This window comes from Bacillus sp. B1(2022), assembly GCF_040259625.1.
GTDB lineage: Bacteria > Bacillota > Bacilli > Bacillales > Bacillaceae > Bacillus > Bacillus velezensis.
In genome coordinates, this window is the sequence record NZ_JANIFO010000006.1 from 62232 (window position 1) to 87509 (window position 25278).

Genomic DNA, 25278 nt, shown 5'->3' on the forward strand with positions numbered 1-25278 from the left:
GTTAGAGAATTTCCATTAATTTATCAAGTTCATCAAGCGTCAGATCATCATCGCCAAGATCGCTAGGCGTAAGCTCAGGTCCGTCTTGGGCCAGGCAGTGATCTATGATTTTCAAGAGGTGCCCTTTAAAACTGTCACTGAACGATTGAATGGTTTTTTCATGAAATTCGAGAGAATGATAGGCAAACGTCATCGTCATCTGCCCATTTTCTATAAATCCGACAATATCAAGCGCATTCGGCTTCTCTGTGTCAGGGCTCAGCGATTGTCCTGACGGCATCCCGGATCTTGTAAATAAGCCGGAATCCGACATCTCATTAAACTGGCCTAAGTAGTTAAAGCTGATATCCGGATCAATCTCAAATGAAAGATTCTCTTTATGCTCAGGCGCCGTTACATAACGCAGAATGCCGTAGCCGACTCCTTTGTTCGGGATGTGTCTGATGTCTTCTTTCATTTGTTTCAGCTGATATGAAAGATCGTCGGCGTGCTTCATCTCAAGGATCATCGGATACATGCTCGTAAACCATCCGACCGTCCGGGTGATATTCAGGCCGTCAAGAATGTCTTCGCGCCCGTGGCCTTCCAAATGAACGCCGATCGTGTCTTCACCCGTCCACTCTTTCAGCGCCAGTCCGAGCGCCGTGAGCAGGATGTCGTTCATTTCGGTGTGATAGGCTTCATGTACGTTTGTCGTCAGCTGTTCAGTTTGTTCAGGCGTCAGAGAGAAGCTGACCGTTCTCGTATGTCTCATGCGCTGATCACCAGACTGCCTGTCTTTCGGAAGCTGAGTGCATACCTCTTTTTCCTCAAGCTCTCTCCAGTAATCCGCTTCTTTCAGAAACGCCTTCGTATTTGCGTATTCTTTGATTCTCTCGGCAAATTCGGCGAATGAATGTGTTTTCGGCGGCAGCGCGGGTTCATTGCCTTGCTTCAGCTGCGTATAAACGGACGTAAAGTCCTCCAGTAAAATCCGCCAAGATACACCATCCACGACTAAGTGATGGATTGCGAGAAGAAGGTGGTCTCCATCTTCAGCCCGGAAGAGCCCGGCTTTCAAGAGATGTCCTGTTTCCAGTGAAATACTGCTTTGAAGACGGTCTGCTTCCCTTTCGATACGGTCCTCATGGTCTTCAGCAGGTCCGTTCAGCTCAAAGACGTTCAGTTCAACAGACGCATCCTCAAGCCCTCTGTAATACGGTTTTTGTTCACGATAAATCATCCGGAGCGCATCATGGTGAACCGTCAGGACATGTAATGTTTTTTCTGTTATCTCCGGATCAAAGCCGTCTTTCGCGTGAAGCATGACGGATTGGTTCCAGTGGTGTTTGTCCGTGAAGTTTCGTTCAAAGAACCAGCGCTGGATCGGCGTTAAAGCCGCTTCGCCTTCGACAGGGCCCTGGTCGGCCTGCTTGCCTTCCGTCCGCTCCACGTAGGAGACGAGCTCTTCGATGGTCGGATGCTGGAAGAGATCTTTCATCTCCAATTTATAGCCGTGCTGGTTCAGGCGGCTCGCCATTTGGATGCCTTTGATCGAGTCCCCGCCGAGCGTGAAGAAATTATCGCTTACGCCGATCTGGTCAAGACCGAGCACTTCCTGCCAAATGTCGGAAAGCAGCGTCTCCATCTCCGTTTCCGGCGCTTTGTATGCCGCGCTTCCCGCTTCAATGTCAGGCGCCGGCAGGGCTTTTTTGTCAATCTTTCCGTTTGCGGTGACCGGAAGCTCGTCCATCTCCACCCAGAACGCCGGCACCATGTAGTCAGGCAGCGTGTCTTTCAGCGCGGATTTGAGCGCTTCAATATCGTCCTGCTGAGGCGCGACATAGGCGCAAAGCGCGGTATTGCCCGCTTTGTCTTCCACGGCCGTCACCGCTGCGTCATGAACGTCCGCAAGCTGGGCGAGGCGGACTTCGATTTCTGAAAGCTCGATCCGGTAGCCCCGCACTTTGACCTGCTGGTCAATACGGCCGATGTATTCGATGCCGCACTGCGCGTTCCATTTGACGAGGTCGCCGGTCCGGTACATGCGCTCGCCGGGCACGAACGGATCTGCGGTAAACCGCTTCGCCGTTTCTTCTTCACGGTTCAGGTATCCGCGCGCCAGACCGCGGCCGGCCACGCACAATTCACCGGCAATGCCTTCCGGCTGCACCTGATCGCCGTCGCCGAGAATATAAACTCTCGTATTGGCAATCGCCCGTCCGATCGAAAGCGATCCTTCCTCCGGATTGATGACGCCGCTTGTCGCGACGACGGTGTTTTCCGTCGGGCCGTAGTTGTTGACGATCGTGTACGGCTGTTTCACCGCCCGCTTCAGCTTGTCGCCGCCGACGAGAAGCATGCGGAGAGAGGTATTTTCCAGCTCCATAAATTGTTCGGCCAGCTGCGTCGGCAGGAAAGTGATGGTCACGCCGTGCTCTTCGAAATAGTGATTTAAGCGGGTGATATCCAGCCGGATCGCTTCGTCAATGACGTGAAGCTCCGCGCCGATGGTCCATGTCGGGAACATTTCCCAGATAGAGGCGTCAAAACCGAAGCCCGCGTATTTGGCGCTTTTATCATCCGCCGTCATGGCGAATGCGTCGTGATGCCAGAAACACAGGTTCACCAGCGCATGGTGTTCGACCATGACACCCTTCGGCTGTCCGGTCGTTCCTGACGTGTAAATCATATAAGCGAGATGATCCGCCGTTGTTTCCGTCTGCGGGTTCGCTTCATCGTTTTCATCAAGCGGCAGGCTCAAAATGGAGCGGCTGCCGTCAAGCAGAATCGTTTCTCCGTTGTAGCTTTCCGGCACGTCGAGCGCTTCCTGTGTAAGAAGAAGCTTGGCGCCGCTGTCCTGCAGAATGTAGCTGATCCGCTCTTCCGGGTAGTCGGGATCAATCGGCACAAATGCCGCGCCTGCTTTCAGGACGCCGAGTACGCCCGCGGCCATTTCCAAGGACGGTTTCGTCAAAATGCCGACACGTTCGTCAGCCGTGACGCCGCAGTCCATGAGAATGCGCGCGATCCGGTTCGCCCTTGCGTTCAGCTCGCCGTACGTCCATTTCGCGCCGTTGTATGCCGCGGCCGGCCGGTTCGCGTAGCGGGCGGCCGTTTCTTCAAAGAGACGGTGAACCGTTTTATCCCGCGGCACAGAAAGTGTTTTTCCCTTCCATGCGTTGAGGAGAGCTTGTTTTTCTGTTTTATTCACCAATGAAAGCTCAGAAAGCTTCGCAGCCGGATTTTCCGCTGCGGCTTCTAACAGTTGAAGCCAGTAATGCTTCCATGTCTCTGCCGTTTCCGGTTTAAACAGCGCGGTGTTATATTCAAGCACAAACGTTAAACCTTCGTCTGTGTCCTCAGCCGTCATTGTCAGGTCAAACTTGGCTGTTTTTCTGTCAAACGGATGGTGCTTCAGCTCAATTCCTTCCATGACCAGATCTTCCGCATTTGCATTTTGCATTGAGAATACCGCATCAAACAGCGGATTTCTGCTCGTATCACGCTGCACCTCAACCTTTTGCAGAAGGTCTTCAAGCGGATAATCCTGCGCGTCAAATGCATGTAAAGCGGTTTGTTTTACTTCTTTAAGATAGTCCGTGAACGTTTTGTCCGCTTCCGGATACGTACGAAGCGCGAGTGTATTCACAAAAACACCGATGACGTTTGCGAGATCCGCATGTGACCGTCCCGCAACCGGCGAGCCGACAATGATGTCATGCTGTCCGCTCAGTTTTGATAGAAAGGCGCTGTATGTCGCCAGCAGCACCATGTACATGGTAGAATCCGTTTGTTTCGCAAGACTGCGAAGAGCCGACGTCTGTTCCTCAGTCAGAGAAAAGACCAGCTTGTCTCCTTCAAAGGTTTGCACGGCCGGACGGCTGTAATCAGCCGGCAGCGTCAATACCGGAAGCTCGCCGTCAAGCTCCCGAAGCCAATGCTCCTCCTGCTTGCGGTACTGCTCTGATTGAATAAATTTCTGCTGCCATACCGCATAGTCTTTATAATGAATCCGCAGCGGCTCAAGCGTTTCGCCGCCATACAAGCGGGACAGTTCATCTATCAGCACGCCGACTGAAGCGCCGTCCGAAATGATATGGTGCATGTCAAACAGCAGCAGGTGGTCATGTTCAGCCAGCTTGACCAGTCCCGTTCTGACGAGAGGAAGCTGATCCAGGCGGAACGGCCGGATAAAGCTCTGAATAATCCGTTCAGCATCTTCTTCAGAGGCTTCATAATATTCCATGTCGATATCAGCTTCCGTCCATATGCGCTGAACCGTTTCCCCATCCTTTATGTCAAATGTCGTTCTGAAGGCTTCATGGCGTTCTGTCAGCTGTTTCATGACGGATTTCAGCTTTTCCGCATCAAGCTTTCCTTTTAAGCGGAGCACAGACGGCATGTTATAGCTTGTTTCAGCGCCTTCCAGCTGCTGAAGCACGAACATCCGCTTCTGCGGTGAAGAAACCGGATACGTTTCCCGCTCGGCCGCCGGTGCGATGCTCTCAGCCGCCTTCCGCTCAGCCCCTTCAATCAGCTGCGCCAGCCCCGCAACCGTCGGAGAAGTGAACAGATCCTTTAAGGTAAGCTGCACGCCGAATGTCTTCTGGATAAGGGCCAGCAGTTTCATCCCCGCTAACGAGTGGCCCCCGATCTCAAAGAACTGGTCATGGACGCCGACCCGCTCCATTTGCAGCACCTCAGCCCAAATATCCGCCAGTTTTTGTTCTGTTTCATTGCGCGGCGCCGTATATGACACGGCATTCGCTGCGGTCACATCCGGCATCGGCAGCGCCCGCCTGTCGATTTTTCCGTTCCCTGTAAGAGGCAGTTCATCCAATTGAATAAAGACGGACGGAATCATATAAGCCGGAAGATCCTTCGCCGTATGCTCCCTCAGCTCCCGGGAAGAGATTTCCCTGAGGCCGACAACATACGCGCAAAGAAGTTTGTCACCCGCACCCTGATCCACAGCGAGCACAATACATTCCTGAATCTGGTCATGACTTTGGAGCTGATGCTCAATTTCGCCAAGCTCAATCCGCTGACCGCGGATTTTCACCTGATGGTCGATACGTCCGATAAACTCGATATCGCCATTCGGAAGCCATCTGGCCAAGTCGCCCGTTTTATACATCCGTTCACCTTCCTTAAACGGATGCTTTACAAATTTTTCTTCCGTCAGTTCAGGACGGTTGTAGTAGCCTTCTACGAGTCCTTCCCCGCTGACGCACAGCTCTCCCGCGATACCCGCCGGCTGAATGCGTCCGGCTGAGTTCATGATAAAGACTTCCGTATTGCTGACCGGTTTCCCGATCGGAACGGAGAGCGTATCCTCTTCAATGACATCCACCGGATGGTATGTCGCAAACACCGTGCTTTCCGACGGGCCGTACATATGAAGCAGTCTTCCTTTTCCGACTGCCGCAAGCGCCTTTTTGACATGTTCTACAGACGCTCTTTCGCCCCCGAACATGATTTTCCGAAGCGTCGTCAGACAGGACGGCTCCATATCAACAAGCAGGTGGAACAGGGCCGTCGTAATCATCAGAATGCTGACGTTCTCCCGTTTGATCACACGGGACAGGCGTGACATATCCAGCACCGTATCTTTCGGGACGATTACAAGCTTTGCACCGTTTAACAGCGAACCGAACATATCAAACATAAAAGCGTCAAAAACGTAGTTTGACAGACCGAGCACTGTGTCCTCTTCAGAAACAGTCAAATAGTTCGTGTTTTTTACCGTCCGCAAAATGTTGGCATGTGTGACGATGTTTCCTTTCGGCGTTCCCGTCGTGCCTGATGTATAAGTGAGATTGGCAATCGTTTTGGAATCAAACGGCAATGCTGGATTGCGAGAGTCCTTTTCATAGCTCGCCTCATCATCAGCAAGCACAATGACGCCTTGAAAACCGGCCTTTTCCGCAAGCGGCTTGAGGCTTTGCTGAGTCAGGAGCACATTCGCCCCGCTGTCGCGGAAGAAATGCTGAATCCGCTGAACCGGATGCTCAGGATCAATCGGCACATAGGCGGACCCCGCTTTTAACACAGCCATAATGGAAACAATCATATCCATTGACCGTTCACACAGAACAGCCGCGGTTTTTCCGCCGCCTCCGACCGAAAGAATATGCCGCGCAAGCCTGTTGGCGCGTTCATTCAGCTGCTGATACGACAGGGTTTCCCCTTCGAACTGTAGAGCCGTCCGGTCAGGGTTCTTTCGGACTTGTTCTTCAAAGATCTGCACGATCGTTTGATCTTTCGGGTATACCGTGCGTCCCGGGTTGAACCGCTGTAATTGATTCAAAGCCTCCCGTTCAGAAAGCAGATCATATTCGCTGATTTTCGCATCCGGCTGAGCTGCCGCGCTTTCCAGCAGACGGACATAGTGCGCAAGCATGCGATCCGCAGTTGAGCGCTTAAACAGCTTCGTGCAATAATCCAAATCAAGCGCAATGCCTTCCGCTGTTTCCCGAGCCTGCATGGTCAGGTCGAATTTGGCGATATTGAAGTTTGTTTCATGAAGAGACAGCGTCAGATTACCGATCTCCGGAATTCCGTCCGAGGCGTTTTGCAGACTGAACATCGTATCAAATATCGGATGCCTGCTCATGTCCCGGGGCACGTTCAGTTCCTCTGTCAGCCACTCAAACGGATAATCCTGATGAGAAAACGCATCCAGCACCTGCTTGCGCACATGACCTAACAAGCCGGCAAATGTCTGATCCTGCTTCACGGAGCTTCGCAGCGCAAGCGTGTTGACAAACATCCCGATAAGCCCCTCGGTATCGGAGTGATTTCTTCCCGCTGACGGTGTTCCCACGATGATGTCTTCCTGTCCCGAATACTTAGAAAGCAGCGTATAGTATGCTGATAACAGCACCATGTAAAGGGTGGCTCCGTTTTTCTCGGCAAGCTTCTGCAGCCGTTCCCGCAGCATTTTCGGCAGCTTGGCGGACACGCGGTCACCTTCAAAGCTTTGCACCTGCGGCCGCGGATAATCAGGAAGCAGCTGAAGCACCGGCAGTTCGCCGCTGAAGACTTCTTTCCAGTACGCCCGCTCCTTCTTGTAGCCTTCTTTCGCCCGTTCCGCCTGCCATACGGCATAATCTTTATATTGAATGCGCAATTCAGGCAGCTGATTTCCGACGTAGATGTCAGCCAGTTCCTTCAGCATGATGGAAATAGACACCCCGTCAGAAATCAGGTGATGCATATCAAACAGCAGCATATGGCGATTGTGACCGAGCGTTTGCAGGCCGATTCTGAACAGCGGCGCCTCAGATAAATCAAAACGGCGCACAAAGTCCTTCATGACCTGTTCATTCGTTCTTCCGCGCGCTTCGATCATTTCAATATGAAACGGAACATGCTCGCCAATCACTTGTCTCGGCGTGCCGTCCTCTGATTGAAACGATGTTCTGAGCGCTTCATGCCTGCTGATTAAGGCAGAAAATGCACGCTCAAGCTTTTCACGGTCTAAAGCGCCCTCAATCATGGCCGCAGCCGGCATGTTATATCCGACTCCCGCGTCTTCAAATTGGCTTGCGATATAAGTCCGCTGCTGAGCGAGCGAAAGCGGATAGCTCGCCTGCTTCTCAGCCGGCTCAATTGTACTGAATGCCGGTCCTTCGTTTCGGTTTTCCGCATAATCGGCAAGCGCCGCAATCGTCGGATGCTCAAACAAGTATTGCAGCGGAATTTCAACGCCCATTTGCTTATGAATTTTCGTCAGAAGCGTCATTGCCTTTAATGAATGACCGCCTGACTCGAAGAAATGATCATAAATGCCCGCCTTGTCCATTCCGAGAACTTCCTGCCAGATGACGGCAAGTGTTTCCTCCGTTTCATTTCTCGGCGCGGCATATTCAGATGAGCTGACAGCCTGCACATCAAGCGCAAACAGCTTTTTGCGGTCCGCCTTCCCGCTCGGCGTGAGCGGAATTTCGTCCGTTTTTGTAAAGTAAGCGGGCACCATGTAATCAGGAAGGTGCTTGGACACATACTCCCTGTACTCGGCAGGGTGAAACTCGGTTCCTTTTTCCTGAACGATATATGCGCAGACATCTAAGCTGCCCTGCTGATCCGGCCGTGCCAGCACGACGGCCTGCGCCGCGCCCGGAGCTTTTCTGAGCACCGTTTCAATTTCTCCCAGCTCAATGCGGTAGCCGCGGACTTTCACCTGATCATCTTCACGGCCGATATATTCGATCGTCCCGTCCGGCAGCCAGCGCGCCATATCACCCGTGCGGTACATGCGGCCGCTTCCGTTAAACGGGTCCTGCAAAAACTTCTCTGCGGTCAAATCCGGCAGATTTAAATAGCCGCGGCCTACACCGTCACCCGCGATATACAGCTCACCGGCCGTGCCGTCGGGCTGAAGCCGCTGGTGCTTATCCAATATATACAGACGGGCGTTGCCGAGCGGTTTTCCGATCGGAACGTACGCCGCCTGTTGATTCATTCCGTTATCCGCTGACATCTGATGCACGGACGCATCTACGCACGTTTCTGTCGGCCCGTAGACATTCGTCAGACGCGGCGTCCTGCCCGATTGATGAAAGAGCGTCATCAGCTGTTCAGCAACAGCCGCGGACAGGCCCTCTCCCCCAATGAGCATGTGGCGCAATTCAATTCCGCTGACATCTCCCGCCGCAACCATCATCTGCAGATGCGCAGGCGTTCCGTCAGTGGCTTCAATCCGGTTTTGCCGATAATAGTCCAGCAGTGCCGAGCCATTCGTCACAGTCGTTTTCGGCACGATATAAAGCGTCTGTCCCAAAAGAAGCGAGGCGAATATCTGTTTGACGGACGCATCAAAATGAAACGGAGCCAAAAGCGCCATTCTTAATGTCTGCTCACCGGATTGATAAATCTCCTGCTGCAGTGATTGCACCAGATGATGAACTTGCCGGTGCTCAATCATCACGCCTTTCGGCCGCCCCGTTGTACCTGACGTGTAGATGATGTAAGCCAGCCGGTCTGATTGTGTGATGACACCGTCCGCAGCCGTTTCAAACTGAACAGCCTCGTCAAAATCAATCCGTTCGGCATCCGCTGCAGGCACCTGTATTCCGGCCTCCGTCAGAACAGCCTTCGCTCCGCTGTCCTCTAAAATGTACTGAATCCGATCCGCCGGAAAGTCAGGATCTATCGGCACATAGGCGCCGCCCGCTTTCAAAATTCCCAATATTGCCGCAATGACACGCTCAGAACGGCCAAGCAGCACCGCGACAGGAGAATCGGCTGATATCCCGGCTTGAAGAAGGCGTCCGGCGATACGGCCTGACTGTTCATGCAATGTGCGATAGGACAATGTTCGGCCTTCATACACAACCGCGGGTTTGTCAGACAGTGACTTCACTTTCTCTTCAAACAGCCCCGGTATCGTCATCTCTCCGCGGTAATTCACCGGATTGCCGGAGGCCCGTTTCAGCAGCCGCTCTTTCTCGGATTCAGAAAGAAGAGTAAGTTCATCAATTATGCGATCAGGAGATGAAATCGCATCTTCAATCAGCGTGATCAAACGTTCAGAAACAGATTCAATCTCTTCCCCCTTGAAAATGTCGCTGCGATAGTCAAAATCAATTGTCAATTTCCCGGTGTCCCATCGTTCCTTCACATGAATTGAAATATCATTTGTACCGCTTCCGCTGAAAATAGGGTCTGTCAGGAAGGACAGATTCTCTTTTTTCTGCCACTGCATCACCTGGTACTCCAGAGCCACCGTAAACAATCTGCTCAGCGAACTTTTCGAAGCGCGCAAATCATTGACAAGCAGGTTATACGGATACTTTTGGTGGCGGAGAATTTTCATCAGATCCTTCATCCGGCCTTTAACGAATTCCAAGAACGACTGTCCTCCGTCAACGCTTGTCCGCACAGGCACCGTAGATACGAACATCCCGAGCATCTGCTTTTCTTTCGCATTCGTCCGGTTTCCCATAAACGTACCCGTGACAACGTCATCCCGGCCGGTCACTTTGTAGAGATAAGTGATCAGAGCTGACTGGAACAGAGATAGTACGCTGACTTTATGCTCCTCGCAGAATGAATGAATGCGGCCATATAAGTCGTGAGGAATTTCTTGAGAAAACCGTTTCGCATCAAGACCCGCATCTGCCCGGCTCCGTTTCAGGGACACAAGCTCCGGCACGGTCTCAAACTGCCCGTTCCAAAAATCCCGATCCTTTTTAAACCGCTTCGACTGCACATATTCCTGCTCTGTCAGCACGTGCTCGATAAAAGAAGGAATCTCCGTCTGTTCCTCACTTGCTCCGCCTGAAAGCTCCAAATAAATATCAGTAATCGCATTGCCCAGAATCGTCATGGAAATCCCGTCTGAAATAATGTGATGCACATTAGCGTAAAACCAGACCTCATTTTCACTGATCGTGTGCACGGAAAAACGGAATAAATCCTGATCATATAACGCCAGAGGCTTGCCAGCTTCTTCACGCCCCCATTTTGACAGCTCGTCCGCAGAGCAGCCGGCTTGCCTGATATCTGTGTGCCCGATGGAGAGCGGCCGGTATTCGCTCACATATTGAACGGGCTCCCCCTCATCATCAAGCCGCAGACGGATTCTCATCGACTCATACCGCCGAACGAATTCCTGTATCGCTTTCTCAACGTAATGAGCCTGTACGCCGTCTTCAGAAATGAGTTTCCCGAACCCGGCAAGATTTGAAATACTTGTGTTCGGATAGAATTTTTCTGTATACCAGATACGTTTTTGAGCATTTGTTAAAGGATAAAAAGTTATTTCCATATGTGTGCGCCTCCCCTTTTTAAGATAAAGATGTCAATTCTCCCTTAGAAACAGCCTCCCTCTATGTCCCTAACTCATTCTCAAGCCAAAAGAACCACTTACCTCCAAAAACGATCCCGATTCAATCACCGCCGAAATCCGTCATCCGTTCACCCGCGCAGTCCGAAATGCGGCATCAAATTTATGAGAAATCAAGACAAAAAGCCATTGATTGTAAGCACGAAAGGTTTACCTATTTCTGCATGTATTTCTATATATCTACTTACGTTCACTTTATATGAAAATATTGTTTTTATCACCGAAAAATGGGTGAAAAGTTTCATGCGGCACACCGAAAAAAATTCCGACAAATCCAGAGGGTATTTTGCGGCATCCCGCAATTTATTTTTAAAAATATTATTTACGTAAAATTAAAAATCTTTAAACTATAATGAAAAGCTGTCGAATATCCAGTTATGGCAGAATGAAAAAAATTTACGTACGTAAGCTGACCCGGAAAAAAAAGCGCAAGAACCGAAACAGACAGCCCAAATGTTCGCAATATGATTTCATTAAACCGCAAAAAAAGCACTCTATTTTACATAGAGCACTTCAAAAAGATTCCTTTATTGCAGTTTTATCAATGTTGATTAATTCCATATAATCTTTTCCCCACTTATACATGGCGTCCAGAATCGGCATAAGGCTTTCTCCTTGCGCCGTTAAAGAATACTCCACTTTCGGAGGGACGACAGGGTAAACTTCCCTGTGAACGATCAGATCCTGCTCCAGCTCCCTGAGCTGATTCACAAGAATTTTGTGCGTAATATCCGGAATTAAAGCTTTCAGCTCATTAAACCGCTTCGTCCCTTCTTTTCCCAAGTGCCACATAATCAGCATTTTCCACTTCCCGCCTATCACGGCAAGCGTCAATTCCTTTTCGCAATTAAACGTTTTCTTATCCATTCGGCTCACGGGCCATTCTCCTTCCTCTTACTTTTTGTACGGTCATCATCTATTCATACACGCTTACTTTTTTACACAACTTTCATCAGTTTATACTACCACGCAGTTTTGCTGAAACAAAGCGCATTGCCTGCGGGGACAGTATCCTCAAAGTAACTATTAGACTTCAAAGTGCGTACTTCTCAACATGCGGGGCACTCTATAGAATGAAAATACATAAAAAAGAGGAGTGGATATAAAGTGGAATTACAGCTGGCATTAGACTTAGTGAATATCCCGGAAGCAATTGAGCTTGTGAAAGAGGTCGAACCATATATAGATGTTGTAGAAATCGGCACTCCCGTTGTCATTAATGAAGGCCTGAAAGCCGTACAGGAAATGAAATCAGCCTTTCCTCACTTGAAAGTGCTTGCCGATCTTAAAATCATGGATGCAGGCGGCTACGAGATCATGAAAGCGGCAGAAGCGGGAGCCGACATCATCACCGTTTTAGGAGCGACAGACGACTCAACGATCAAAGGGGCGGTTGCCGAAGCAAAAAAACAGCAGAAAAAAATTCTCGTCGACATGATTAACGTAAAAAACCTTGAAACACGGGCAAAAGAAATTGACCAGCTCGGTGTTGATTATATTTGTGTTCACACAGGTTATGATCTTCAAGCAGAAGGAAAAAATTCATTCGAGGAACTGACGGCGATTAAAAAAGCGGTCAAGAGCGCTAAAACCGCAATTGCCGGAGGCATTAAACTTGATACGCTTCCTGAAGCCATCAAACAAAACCCAGATTTAATCATTGTCGGCGGAGGCATTACGGGAGCTGACAATAAAGCGGATGCTGCTGCTAAAATAAAACAGCTGATCACACAAGGATCATGAAAACGACTGAATACTTACATGAAATACTAAATGAAATATCCCGCACCGCAGCATTAATATCCGACAGTGAAGCTGACAAGCTTGCGGATCAGATTTTATCGGCAGATCAAATCTTCACGTCCGGAGCGGGACGTTCCGGCTTTATGGCTAAAGCGTTCGCCATGAGGATGATGCACATCGGTCTGAACGCTTACATCGTCGGTGAGACGCTTACCCCTCCCCTCCAAGAAGGCGGTCTCGTCATCATCGGCTCAGGCTCAGGCGAAACAAAAAGTCTGCTTCATACGGCTGAAAAAGCCAAAAGCCTTAACGGCATCATCACTGCATTAACGATTAACCCCGACTCAAGTCTCGGCAAACTTGCGGATCTTACAATAACGATTCCCGGCTCTCCTAAGGAAGAGACCGGCGGAGACAGAAAGACGATTCAGCCGATGGGTTCTTTATTCGAACAAACTCTTCTGCTGTTTTACGATGCAGTTATTCTAAAAATCATGGAGAAAAAAGAATTGAATTCAGCAGACATGTTTACAAAGCATGCGAATCTGGAATGATTTGCTGACGGCCTTCTTATCAGATGGCCGTCTTTTTATCGTCCTGTTGCGCCCGGTCATGCAGGCCAAGGTTTTCGGGTCGGACACTCGCAACGAAAATATCCTGCCGGTGAGCTTATCGCTATAATAAGTCAATTGACGATACGGCCGCAACCATTCATTTCTGAATAGGGAAACGGCAAAAAACACTTTCTGATCGAATTTTTAATGAATAAAGTTGATTTGTGCGGATGGTTTTACAGATATTCAGCTGAATTGCCGCTGAGAAATATATTTTAACAGCTTTACAGCCGGCCGATTCTGCTTTATTCTTGGACCAGCTTTACAGCAATTAAAACTGGAGGTGATTGATACTCTTGAAAACATTAAAAGCACTGCTGCTTGTTCTTATCATCATTGCCGGAGCAGTCGCGGCCCTGATCAAGGGTGATCTTTTCTCCGATAACGAGCAGGCCGTTCAGAAGAGTGATTACGACAAAGTAATCTTATTTCCGTCCGATCGATATCCGGAAACAGCAAAGCATATTAAGGACGCGATAAAAGAAGGACATTCCAGCATATGCACCATTGACAGAGACGGAGTACATAAGCGGCGTGAGCAATCTCTTAAACATGTGCCCGTCAAAACGGGATACGATAGAGATGAATGGCCGATGGCGGTTTGTAAACAGGGCGGAAATAATGCCTCCGTAGAATATATTTCTCCGGCAGACAACCGCGGAGCCGGCTCATGGGTCGGACACCAGCTTACCAATGATCCCGACGGAACGAGAGTATTATTTAAAATCAAGTAAAAAACAGGAGGAACAGCGCATTGAATAAATCATGGAAACCGCAAGAACTGGCCATTTCTTATCATCAATTTACAATCTTCCAAAAAGATTCAGAACCGCCTGTTATCGATTGGACCGATGAAGCCATTGAAAAAGGATATGCGGAAGCTGACGGAGCTGTTTCATTTGAGGCAAGGAGAAATACGAGGGCATTTATCGTTCTCAGGCTTAACACAAGTGAACCGGTACCATCCTATGAGAAAAAAGCGACTGTTCCCTTTGAGGCTGTAAAAGATGGAATTGAGATTGAAAGCGTGATGTCAAAGCGGCTTTCTTTTAATATTCCGAAAGGCCGATACAGCCTTACCTGTTATTCAGTGCCTGCCGAAATATCCGATCTTCATGCGGATACGTATATTATTAATGCAGCCGCAATGTAAAAGAAATCCCTGAGAGAATCTTATTTCTCTCAGGGAACTTTTATAAACTTTTACCGTTTGTTTCAATTACATTCTGGTACCAATAAAAACTTTTTTTCCTGATCCGTTTCAAATCCTTTTCATCTTCTTCATCTCGATTGATATAGACAAAACCGTAGCGTTTTTGATAGCCGTTCAGCCAGCTTAACAGATCCGTGAATGACCAGCTGCAGTAGCCGATGAGATGAACTCCGTCACTAATGGCCTCTCTGCACTGTTCAAGATGGGAGCGTAAATAGTCAATTCTGTAGTCATCCTGAATTGAGCCGTCTTCTTCTATTTTATCGAATTCCCCCAGCCCGTTTTCTGTTATAAAAACCGGCAGCTCATAGCGGCTCGTTATACGCCGGAGGCCGATGCGCAGACCTATCGGGTCAATCGTCCAATCCCAATTACTTGTCACGAGGTTAGGATTCTTTTTCGTTTTAAACAGCCCCGGTATACCGGTATCCTGGTTTGTCCCTTTCTGACCAGTCGTGTTCATTTTCCCCTCCGATACACCGTCAAGAGGATTTCTTTCGTACGTAATCGTCTGATAATAATTAACACCGATAAAATCCGGCTTGCCTTTCGCAAGCAATTCCATATCCCCGGCTTCAATGGCGGGCGCCCAGCCCTTTTCCTTTAAATAATTGAAAGGAATTTGCGGATAAGTCCCCCGGCAATACATATCAAGCCACCAATGATTCATAAATTCCTCTGCGTTTTCAAATGCAGTTATGTCTTCAGGGTGACTTGTAAGCGGATAAGCCGGTGAATAAGCGAAGCTCGGGCCGATCAAACCGTCAGGAACATATTGTCTGAAGGATTCAATCGCTTTGGCATTAGCTAAAAATGCGATATGATTCGCTTCATAAAATCGTTTTCTGTCCTTTACGCCGGGCGGATGTGCAGCTGTAATAAACCCGTTATGAAAATTATAATTCTGCTCGTTTAACGTGACCCAGTATTTCACCTTGCCGGCAAATCTTTTGTATAACGCAATGCAGTAATCATTAAAATCATCAATAATTTTTCTTGATTCAAAGCCGCCGTATTCATCCATCAGCGCCTGAGGCAAGTCCCAATGATAAAGAGTCAGCACCGGCTCAATATCGTTAGAAATCAATTCATCGATCAGGTCTTCGTAAAATGCGATCCCTGATTCGTTGATTTCCCCTCTGCCATTCGGAAAAATTCTCGGCCAGCTGACAGAAAAGCGGTAAGCTTTCAAACCCATTTCTGCCATCAAGGCGATATCTTCTTGATAGTGCTCATAATGGCCGACTGCTGTATCGCCATTTGAGCCTTTAAACGTTTTACCCGGTATTTTCGTGAATAAGTCCCATACTGAAGGTCCTTTACCGTCTTTATTCCAGGCTCCTTCAACCTGATAGGCAGCCGAGGCTGACCCCCATAGAAATGTATCAGGGAACAGGCCCTGTTTTTTATGTATCATGTGTTTCATCCTCCTGATGCGTATGATATTGATATCATACGTTATGAAACGCGTTTCAGAGCAATCCCGATAAAAACAAAAAAGCATCCGGCTTGCCGGATGCTTAAGAATGATGATGCCGTTTTTCCAATTTATGAGGCGGAGGCTTCGGGACAAACCCATTTTGTTTCATCATGTTAAAGCGCCTGTCCATATGCTGTTTAATATGTTCTGCTTTTTCTTTCGGCAGGACCCCGTACTCAACATATTTGGATATAACATGTTTTCGTTTTTCGAGCACTTCTTTTTCAAGTGATTCAATTTCTTTTTTCTGCTGTTCCGTGAGTGACATTGTTGAAGGCATTTTTGTTCCGGCGGCGTGTGCCGGCATTGTGAAAACCATTGCTGTAATGAAAAACGCAGCTAAAGACAATGCAGCTTTTTTCATGACTCTTTCCTCCTTTAACGTTTGTTATATGTTGCTCCCTCATCCATTTTTTATGCAAAAAAAAGAGCGAAATTATTCGCTCTTTTCAATCGATTCGTCCGGCAGCGCGTATGTGACATACGTTCCTGCTACAAAATCGTGGATTGACCGTTTGTCTTCTCTCATTCCGACCATGAATGCGCTCACGATCACGCCGATTCCAAACGTCACGCCATATATCAGGCCGCCCAAAAGCACTCTCAAAATCATAGTGAGAAAGCCTACCTGAGTGCCGTCTTTTTTGACGATGCGGATACCGCAGATCTTTTTGCCGATAACATAACCGTTCCAGTATACAGGGAGCAAAATAGCATAAAGAGTCAAAATGATGCTGATCATTGTGCTCTCATTCGGATCTTTTCCTGTTGCCAGCATAAAAATAATCGCCAAAGGCACTGAAGTAATTAAATAGTCGAGTACCACGGCTCCCAATCTGATCCAAAATCCCGCCGGTCTGTAAATATTCATCGTGTTTCTCCTCGCTATGGCTTTAAAATCACTTTAATGTTGCCATCTTCTTTTTTGTCAAATATATCATATGCAGCAGGAGCTTCCGCAAGACTCATTTTGTGTGTAATGATATCCGTCGGATCAATTTCATTTTGTTCGATCATTTGATACAGCATCGGCATCAGATGAATAACGGGTGCCTGGCCCATTTTCAAAGAAACGTTGCGTGTGAAAAAATCACCGAGCGGAAAGCCGTCCGCTTCAGAAATGTATGCGCCCGTGAGCTGCACGGTTCCGAACTTTTTAACGGCTTCTGATGCTGTAAGAATCGGACTGATCGTTCCGAACTGATTCGGTTTTTGCTCTGCTTTTTCTTTTGAAAGCGGCGTGCCGTCCATTCCGACACAATCAATCACTACATCCGCGCCCCCTGACGTATGTTCATGCAGCAGTTTCCCGATCTCATCATGTTCTGAAAAATTGAAGGTCTCTGCTCCGTTTATGCGTCTCGCATGTTCAAGGCGGTGCGGGACTTGATCAACTGCGATAACCCGTTTAGCTCCTTTTTTCCACGCGAATTTTTGCGCCATTAAACCGATCGGACCTGATCCCAGAATAACGACTGTATCTCCTTTTTTCACTCCGCTGTGCTGGACGCTCCAAAAGGCGGTCGGCATGACATCTGACAGAAGCAGCACCTGCTCATCTTCAAGCTCACTGTCTGCCGGAACCAGAAAAGAAGAGAAATCAGCATAAGGAACACGTAAATATTCAGCCTGCCCGCCGGGATAATTACCGTTAAACTCCGAAAAACCGAATAAGCCGCCGGCATCTGTATGAGGATTTGGATTAGATTCATCACACTGGCTTTCCATCTGGTGCTTGCAATAATGACATTCTCCGCAGCCGATGTTAAAAGGAATCACGACCCGGTCGCCTTTTTTCAGCTTTTTGACTTGACTGCCCGTTTCTTCAACGATTCCCATCGGCTCATGCCCAACGATATAACCCGGATCGGCGGGTATTCCGTTTTTATATAAATGAAGGTCTGAACCGCATATCCCGGTTGCGGTGATTCGAACGATGACATCTCTCTCATCTTGAATGGCGGGTGCCGGGACTTCTTTCACTTCCATATGTTCTTTTCCTTGGTATGTCAGTGCTTTCACACTTGGTCAGCTCCTTTTTCATCACTCCTTCCCTTTTCACCTGCTTCTAAACTTGGCCGGTATGTTATTCGGCCCGCTGAATATCCCATTGAAAAGGATCTTCAAGCTGCGACCAATCGGAATCGAACTCAGACGGCGTGAGCAGGCACTGATCCAATTCCTTTGTAATGGCTGCTTCATCTAAATCTGTTCCGATAAACACCAGGTTCGTATGACGGTCTCCGAATTGGTCGTCCCAATCTTCCAGAATCTCCGGTTCCTGCTGTTTGATCTGCTCCTGCTCAAGTTTCGGCATTGCCGCCACCCAATAAGAAACAGGCTCAATCGAAACCGCCGGACCCGCCTGAGACATCAGCAGCGCAAGGCTGTTGCGGGTTGCGCACCAAGCAATTCCTTTTGCGCGCACAATGTTGTCAGGCATTGATTGATGCAGCCAGCTGTCAAAACGAACGGTATGAAACGGCAGACGCCGCGAGTACACAAACGAAGTGATACCGTACTCTTCCGTTTCCGGAGTGTGCGCTTCATGACCTGCCGTCAGCTCCTTTATCCATCCTGCTGATGAACTCGCTTCCTCAAACTCAAATAAACCGGTATTCAATATGTATTCGGCGGGCACTTCTCCGCGGACGGACCGGATCAGTCTGGCACGGGGCTGTAATGCGCGAAGAACCGTTTCCAGCTGTTCAAGCTCTTTTTCGCCGACCATGTCGCATTTATTTAAAATGAGCACATCACAAAACTCGATTTGGTCAATTAATAAATCGGCAATCACCCGTTCATCCTCTTCTCCCGCCGCTTCCTTCCGGTCAAGAAGGCTGTCACCGGACTGGAAATCATGCCAGAAGCGGTTTGCATCCACCACGGTCACCATTGTGTCCAGCCTGCAGAATGTTGTCAGATCAATGCCCATTTCTTCATCTATATAAGAAAATGTCTGGGCAACGGGAATCGGTTCGCTGATCCCGGTTGATTCAATCACTATATAATCAAATCTGCCGTCTTTCGCGAGTTTCTCAACTTCGACTAATAAATCTTCACGCAGCGTGCAGCAGATACAGCCGTTGGATAATTCTACGAGTTTCTCATCCGTCCTTGACAAGCCGCCTCCCTGCTTCACCAAGCCCGCGTCTATATTTACTTCGCTCATGTCATTGACGATGACGGCAATTTTTAAACCGTTGCGGTTTTGTAAAATATGATTCAAAACGGTCGTCTTTCCGGCACCAAGATAGCCGCTCAATACTGTAACCGGAATTTTTTTCATAAAATAGCCTCCTGACAAAATAGAATGATTACGATTTACACCCCGCACCTGCCTTATTATCATGATGTACATTGTTGTAAATCGTAATTGTTACTATTTATTCTGATATATTCTCCGTTTAAAATCAAGTGAAAAATAATCAATCATAAAAAAGACACGCTGTCATACGTGTCTTCCGCCCAAACTTAAACATCCGCAGGACTGTTTTCAGTGCCATAGCTTTTTCTCCAAAAATAGCCTGCGGCCAGAACAAGCACAAATGCGAGCAATGCGATACATGAGAAAGAGATAAAACCGATCGCATACGTTCCCGTCATCTGCTTCAATGATCCTAAAATATTCGGAAGGAAAAAACCCCCTATGCCGCCGGCTGCTCCGACGATTCCCGTCACCATTCCGATTTCTTTTGCAAAGTGCTGAGGGACAAGCTGAAATACCGCTCCGTTGCCCATACCGAGTGCCATCATTCCGATAAACAGCAGAACGATAACCGTTGAAAGCGGAGGCAGGCTGCTGACTCCCGCCATACACAGAGCCGCGATGACAAACAGTACAGCCAGAACTTTCGCACCTCCCGCACGGTCTGAAATCCAGCCTCCTGCAGGGCGAAAAAAACTGCCCGCTGCGACACATATTGTGACAAAATCACCGGCATGGATTTTTGACAATTGATATTGATCAACGAAAAAAATCGCCAAAAAACTTGATAACCCCACAAAACCTCCGAAAGTGACGCCGTACAGAAGACAGAAACACCATGTTTCCTTCTGCCTGAACACGTGAAGGTAGTTTTTAAGCGGCTGCGGTGCGGGCTGTGCAGGAGAGTCCTTCGCCATGACGATAAACAGTATAAAAACGATCATCAACGGAAGAAGCGCAATTCCCATTACACTGTGCCACCCAAACTGTTCCGCAAGGCGGGGGCCGAACAATGTCGCAAACAAAGTGCCGCTGTTGCCGGCACCTGCTATCCCCATCGCAAGCCCCTGCAAGTGAGGCGGATACCACCGGCTCGCCATCGGAAGCGCAACAGCAAAACTTGCGCCCGCTACGCCCAGCAGAATGCCGATCGCATACAGCTCAGTCAAAGAACGGCCGCCGAATGCCCCCCAAAGCAGCGGGATCATCGTGATCAGCATCCCGATCACGGCTGTTTTCTTCGGCCCGATCCTGTCCGTTAACACACCTAAAATGATCCGAAACACAGATCCTGATAAGATCGGCAGAGCCACGACAAACCCTTTTTCAAAAGAAGATAACCCGAAATCCTGAGAAATATAAACGCCGAGCGCCCCCAGCATTACCCAAATCATAAAACTCACATCAAAATATAAGAAGGAACAGAGCAGAGTGAGCGGATGACCGCTTGTTTTTAATTCCGACAGCTTCATAACATTCTCCTTTCCGGTCTTCTATCATTTCAAATTGCTGAATCAAGAATATATGACCGGCATTCACCGGAAAAGACATGTGTAAGATAATGCGACACATTTAATGCGTTAATCAGGCAATGTGCCATAATTTCTCATAGAGAAGCAATCTTACAGGCAGCTGCAAAGGAGGTTTGGCGAATGAAGAAACAACGATTAATTGCAGCAGGGAACGGAATGGCCGGAATCCGCTGTATTGAGCACATTTTAAAGATGAACCGTGACATGTTTGAGATTGTCATTTTCGGAAGCGAACCTCATCCCAATTACAATCGCATTCTCTTATCCTCCGTTTTACAAGGTGAGGTTTCGCTTGATGACATTACGCTGAATAGCCGCGAATGGTACGAAAAAAACGGAATTACGCTTTACACGGGAGAAACGGTTGTACACATTGATACAGAACGGCAGGTTGTCACAACGGATCGGAAGCGCAGCATGACTTACGATCAAATCATCCTTGCAACGGGCTCCTCTCCTTATATTCTCCCCATACCCGGAGCAGATAAAGAAGGTGTGTACGGCTTTCGGACAATAGAAGACTGCCAATCCCTTATCAATGCGGCCGGCCGGTATCAAAAGGCGGCGGTCATCGGCGCCGGTTTATTAGGTCTTGAAGCGGCCGTCGGCTTACGGCAGCTCGGCATGGACGTCAGCGTCATTCACCACTCTTCCGCCATTATGCAAAAACAGCTTGATCAAACGGCATCCCGCCTGCTGCAGAAAGAGCTGGAACGAAAAGGCTTAGTCTTTCTTTTAGAGAAAGGCACGGCATCCATTACAGGGAACTCACGGGCGGAAGGCATTCGTTTCAAAGACGGTTCTTCCATAGAAGCAGACCTGATTGTCATGGCCGCCGGTGTGAGGCCCAATATCCGATTGGCTCCATCTGCCGGACTTTCAGTGAACAGAGGAATCATCGTCAATCAATTCATGCAGACGAACAAACCGAATGTGTATGCCGTCGGTGAATGCGCGGAGCATGACGGGATTGTATACGGATTGGCGCCGCCGCTTTATGAACAGGGAAAAGTGCTCGCGCAGCATCTATGCGGCGTCCCGTGCGAAGGGTTTCAAGGCTTTGCACAATCTGCAGCCTTAAAAATAGCCGGTATTGATGTATGGTCGGCAGGAAAGGTGCACGAGGATGAGCACACAGCCGGCATATTGTTCCATGATGAGCATGCAGGCATCTACAAAAAAGCGCTCTTTGAGGACGATAAACCGGCCGGCTTTATTTTATTCGGGGACACGCGCGGTAAACAGCGGCTTCTCGACAGTCTTGTGAAGCAAAGAGATATTTCCATCGTGAAAAAACAGCTCATGGAACCGGATCAAGGCGGTATATCCTTTGAATCCATGCCTCCCCATGAAACCATTTGCCAATGCAGCTCAGTGACCAAGGGCTCCATTGAAGAAGCGGTGAACAAATATGGCTTAAAAACCGCGGAGGAAGTGAAGCACATGACAAAAGCGTCCGGATCTTGCGGAGGATGCAGGCCGCTCGTTGAAGACTTGCTGAAGTATATGGCAAGCGATGATTACACAAAACCCTCCCGCCAGCCTTCGTTTTGCGGCTGCACCGATTTGACAGAAGAAGAAGTCATCGCCGAACTTCGGCGCCGTCCGTTCACTGATGCCGCCGAGGTGATGGAAGTGATCGGCTGGAAAACAGAAAACGGCTGCCGCATTTGTATTCCGGCGCTTCACTATTACTTGAAAAGGACGCGGCCTGATTTTATGCAGTTCAATGAAATATCGGCAGAAGAGACATGCACCCTGATTCCGCAAATGTACGGCGGACTGACAAGTGCGGCAGAGCTCAAAAACATCGCAGACGTCATCGAAGCATACGGCATCCCCGAGGTTTCGATGACTGACAGTCACCGGCTGAGGCTTTCCGGAATCAGGCCAAATGACCTTGCAAGCATCAGAAAAGCACTGAACATGCCGGTTTTCTCCCCCCGGCACCGCTGGACGATGCAAATCAGAGCATGTACGTGCGGACAGCATCGCTCCTTTCAAGAGCTGGCAAGCAGGATTGAACGAGATACCGACACACTTGCCGTACCCGCTTATGTATCCGTCAGCTTGTCATGTGAAAACAATTGCACCGATGCTTACATTCAGGATATCGGCGCGCTTCAGACACAAACTGGCTGGGAGATTTATATCGGGGGCGTCCGCGGAAAACAAGCCCGCGCCGGCAGCCTTTTTTGTGTGACGGATAACGAAGACAGTACCGCCGCTATGATGAAAGGCCTTATTCAATATTATCGCGAAACAGCTCACTACAACGAAGCGATTTATCAATGGGTTGACAGACTCGGCCTCGTCCATATCAGAGAAATGCTGTTTGAAGAAGATATGCGGACACAGCTTCTGAAAAATCTCCGTTCAGACATATCCCTGCTGCAAAACCTGTCTGCCGGGAAAACGCCATACGAAAGGATGAAGCTTTTTGACTGAACCGATGCTCCGTTATTTCCGTGACAAACTGCAAGATGTCCAATCGGAAAAAACATATGAGACGCAATGCCCGTTCTGCAGCATGCAATGCAAAATGCAGCTTACGGAACAAACCTTCGCGGCACGGAAGAAATACACTGCAATCGGCATTGATAATCCGACGACACATGGCCGTTTATGTACAAAAGGCATGAATGCCCATCAGCATACCGTGCACTCTTCCCGCATTACGCGCCCCCTGCTTAAAAAAAACGGTGAATTTGTGCCTGTCTCTTGGGCTGAAGCACTGAATCGCATTAAGGAACAAATCAATCTGATCCAAACCGAACACGGCAATGATGCGATGGCTGTCTACGGGAGCGCCTCAATTACAAATGAAGAAGCCTATCTGCTTGGAAAGTTCGCACGGGTCGGCTTACAGACGAAATACATCGATTACAACGGGCGGCTCTGTATGTCTGCCGCAGCAACGGCGGCCGGCCAGACATTCGGCGCGGACAGGGGCCTGACGAATCCATTATCGGACATCCCGCATACACGTGTCATCATCCTGGCAGGCACCAATATCGCCGAATGCCAGCCGACGATCATGCCGTATTTTGATAAAGCGAAAGAAAACGGGGCTTACATTATCGCCATTGATCCCCGGGAAACGGCGACGACCAAAATAGCCGATCTTCACCTGAAAATCAAGCCCGGCACAGACGCAGCCCTGGCAAACGGACTCGTCAAAATCTGCATTGACGAACAGCTTACAGACAAAGACTTTATCCGCACACGCACAAACGGATTCAATAAGCTCAAACGGCATACCGACGCTTTGGATCTGAAAGAGATCTCCGAGCAGACAAGTGTTCCTTTGGAGCATATACGAAAGGCCGCCGTGAAGTTTGCCAAGGAAACATCCGGCATGCTGTTTACAGCGCGGGGGATCGAACAGCAGACTGACGGTACCGCGGCAGTGAAAGCTTTCTTAAATATGGTGCTGATCACCGGAAAAATCGGCAAGCCCTTCTCAGGTTACGGGGCGATTACCGGTCAAGGCAACGGACAAGGCGCGAGAGAACACGGCCAAAAAGCGGATCAGCTTCCGGGCTACCGTTCTATCGAAATTGAAGAACACCGGGCGCACATTGCGAAGGTGTGGGGGATTCATCAGGATGAGCTGCCGCGCAAAGGCGTCTCAGCCTATGAAATGATAGCAAAAATAGATAGCGGCGACATCAAAGGACTGTTTCTCATGTGTTCCAATCCGGCTGTTTCCGGCCCAAATGCGAATTTCGTCAAGCAGGCAATCAAGAAACTGAGATTCTTTGTCGCAGTTGACTTATTTATTTCTGAGACCGCGGCATTCGCGGATGTGATTTTACCCGCCTCCTCTTATTTGGAAGACGAAGGCACGATGACAAATGTAGAAGGCCGCGTGACATTAAGAGAAGCGAGCCGCACCTGCCCCGGAGAAGCGAAACATGATTGGCAGATCATCTGTGACATTGCCTCGGCTCTTGGTAAAGGGCATTATTTTCCCTATACGTCGGCGGAGGAAATCTTTAACGAACTGAGAGAAGCGAGCCGCGGCGGAATTGCTGATTACTCTGGCATCACCTATGACAGGCTCAGGCGGGAAGGCGGCATTCAGTGGCCATGTCCTGAAGCGGATCACCCCGGAACCGGGCGATTGTTTGAGCACTCATTTGCCCATCCCGATCACAGAGCTGAATTAAGCGTGATTCCAAATGAACCGGCCGTCCCGAAAGAGAAACCGAGCGCCGGCTATCCGCTTTATTTAACCACAGGAAGGGTGATGTCTCATTACTTAACGGGTGTCCAAACGAGAAAAAGCTCTGCCCTGGCTGCAAGACATTTCGAATCCTTTGTGGAAATCCATCCAAAAACGGCGGCCGACTATCATATCGAAGACCGTGTTCTCGTGAAAATAGAATCCCCCCGGGGCAGCATCACGGTCCGGAGCAGATGGTCGGAGAAAGTACGAAAAGACACGTTGTTTGTTCCCATCCATTGGTCTGACACGCAAAACGTCAACGACTTAATTGGTGAAGCCTTGGATCCGGACTGTAAAATGCCCGGTTTTAAGATGTGTGCGGTACGAATCAGCCCTATATAATTTTTCATAAAATTTTTAGATTTTTTAGTATTTTTTGTTACATTTCATAACATGCATCTTAAATATTTGTTTTTGCTGTGC

The 25278-nt window shown here is 48.8% G+C and carries 14 protein-coding genes; 6 read left to right on the forward strand and 8 right to left on the reverse strand.

Annotated elements, in window-relative coordinates:
- Position 1 precedes the first annotated feature (1 nt).
- Both srfAA and hxlR read right to left on the reverse strand, forming a co-directional pair.
- Positions 2–10756 carry a surfactin non-ribosomal peptide synthetase SrfAA gene (gene srfAA, locus NQS30_RS12225; protein WP_218791483.1) on the reverse strand — a complete coding sequence of 3585 codons (10755 nt, stop codon included), beginning with the start codon at positions 10754–10756 and terminating at the stop codon, positions 2–4.
- Positions 10757–11347: 591 nt separating this feature from the next.
- Entirely contained in the window at positions 11348–11710 is a 363-nt protein-coding gene (gene hxlR, locus NQS30_RS12230; RefSeq protein WP_012116770.1) for a transcriptional activator HxlR, read from the reverse strand.
- A 231-nt stretch (positions 11711–11941) separates the two neighbouring features.
- Here hxlR and hxlA point away from each other — a divergent pair, with 231 nt between their 5' ends.
- The 4 genes from hxlA (at position 11942) to NQS30_RS12250 (ending at position 14344) form a co-directional block, all read left to right on the forward strand.
- A complete protein-coding gene (gene hxlA / locus NQS30_RS12235) occupies positions 11942–12577 on the forward strand; it encodes a 3-hexulose-6-phosphate synthase (protein WP_012116769.1) in 636 nt (211 codons plus the stop codon).
- On the forward strand, positions 12574–13131 hold the full coding sequence (hxlB, locus tag NQS30_RS12240) for a 6-phospho-3-hexuloisomerase (RefSeq protein WP_007409354.1): 558 nt from the start codon (positions 12574–12576) through the stop codon (positions 13129–13131). Before hxlA ends, hxlB begins: the two co-directional genes overlap by 4 nt.
- Positions 13132–13487: 356 nt before the next feature.
- Positions 13488–13925, forward strand: coding sequence for a NucA/NucB deoxyribonuclease domain-containing protein (locus tag NQS30_RS12245; protein WP_218791482.1), 438 nt, complete (start codon positions 13488–13490; stop codon positions 13923–13925).
- A gap of 20 nt (positions 13926–13945) precedes the next feature.
- The gene (locus tag NQS30_RS12250) at positions 13946–14344 is read left to right on the forward strand and encodes a competence protein ComJ (RefSeq protein WP_218791481.1); all 399 of its coding nucleotides are present in this window, start codon (positions 13946–13948) and stop codon (positions 14342–14344) included.
- A gap of 40 nt (positions 14345–14384) precedes the next feature.
- Here NQS30_RS12250 and NQS30_RS12255 read toward each other — a convergent pair whose 3' ends face one another.
- The 6 genes from NQS30_RS12255 to NQS30_RS12280 all read right to left on the reverse strand — a co-directional run bounded on the left by NQS30_RS12255 (position 14385) and on the right by NQS30_RS12280 (position 20564).
- Positions 14385–15821 (reverse strand): glycoside hydrolase family 1 protein, encoded by a 1437-nt coding sequence (locus tag NQS30_RS12255; protein WP_072588782.1) that lies wholly within the window; start codon positions 15819–15821, stop codon positions 14385–14387.
- A 103-nt stretch (positions 15822–15924) separates the two neighbouring features.
- On the reverse strand, positions 15925–16203 hold the full coding sequence (locus NQS30_RS12260) for a YckD family protein (protein ID WP_263612330.1): 279 nt from the start codon (positions 16201–16203) through the stop codon (positions 15925–15927).
- Between the two features lie 117 nt (positions 16204–16320).
- On the reverse strand, positions 16321–16755 hold the full coding sequence (locus tag NQS30_RS12265) for an RDD family protein (RefSeq protein ID WP_059366555.1): 435 nt from the start codon (positions 16753–16755) through the stop codon (positions 16321–16323).
- A gap of 14 nt (positions 16756–16769) precedes the next feature.
- Complete coding sequence (locus tag NQS30_RS12270; protein WP_025284207.1) at positions 16770–17906, reverse strand: zinc-dependent alcohol dehydrogenase; 1137 nt, start codon at positions 17904–17906, stop codon at positions 16770–16772.
- A gap of 64 nt (positions 17907–17970) precedes the next feature.
- Positions 17971–19173: a GTP-binding protein gene (locus NQS30_RS12275; protein WP_012116765.1), complete on the reverse strand. Its 1203-nt coding sequence runs from the start codon at positions 19171–19173 to the stop codon at positions 17971–17973.
- Between the two features lie 185 nt (positions 19174–19358).
- A complete protein-coding gene (locus tag NQS30_RS12280) occupies positions 19359–20564 on the reverse strand; it encodes an MFS transporter (RefSeq protein ID WP_014416869.1) in 1206 nt (401 codons plus the stop codon).
- A 180-nt stretch (positions 20565–20744) separates the two neighbouring features.
- Here NQS30_RS12280 and nirB point away from each other — a divergent pair, with 180 nt between their 5' ends.
- Together nirB and nasC are read left to right on the forward strand one after the other, a co-directional pair.
- Positions 20745–23072: a nitrite reductase large subunit NirB gene (nirB, locus tag NQS30_RS12285; RefSeq protein WP_059366551.1), complete on the forward strand. Its 2328-nt coding sequence runs from the start codon at positions 20745–20747 to the stop codon at positions 23070–23072.
- Entirely contained in the window at positions 23065–25197 is a 2133-nt protein-coding gene (gene nasC / locus NQS30_RS12290; protein WP_218791480.1) for an assimilatory nitrate reductase catalytic subunit NasC, read from the forward strand. Before nirB ends, nasC begins: the two co-directional genes overlap by 8 nt.
- The last annotated feature ends 81 nt before the right edge of the window (positions 25198–25278 follow it).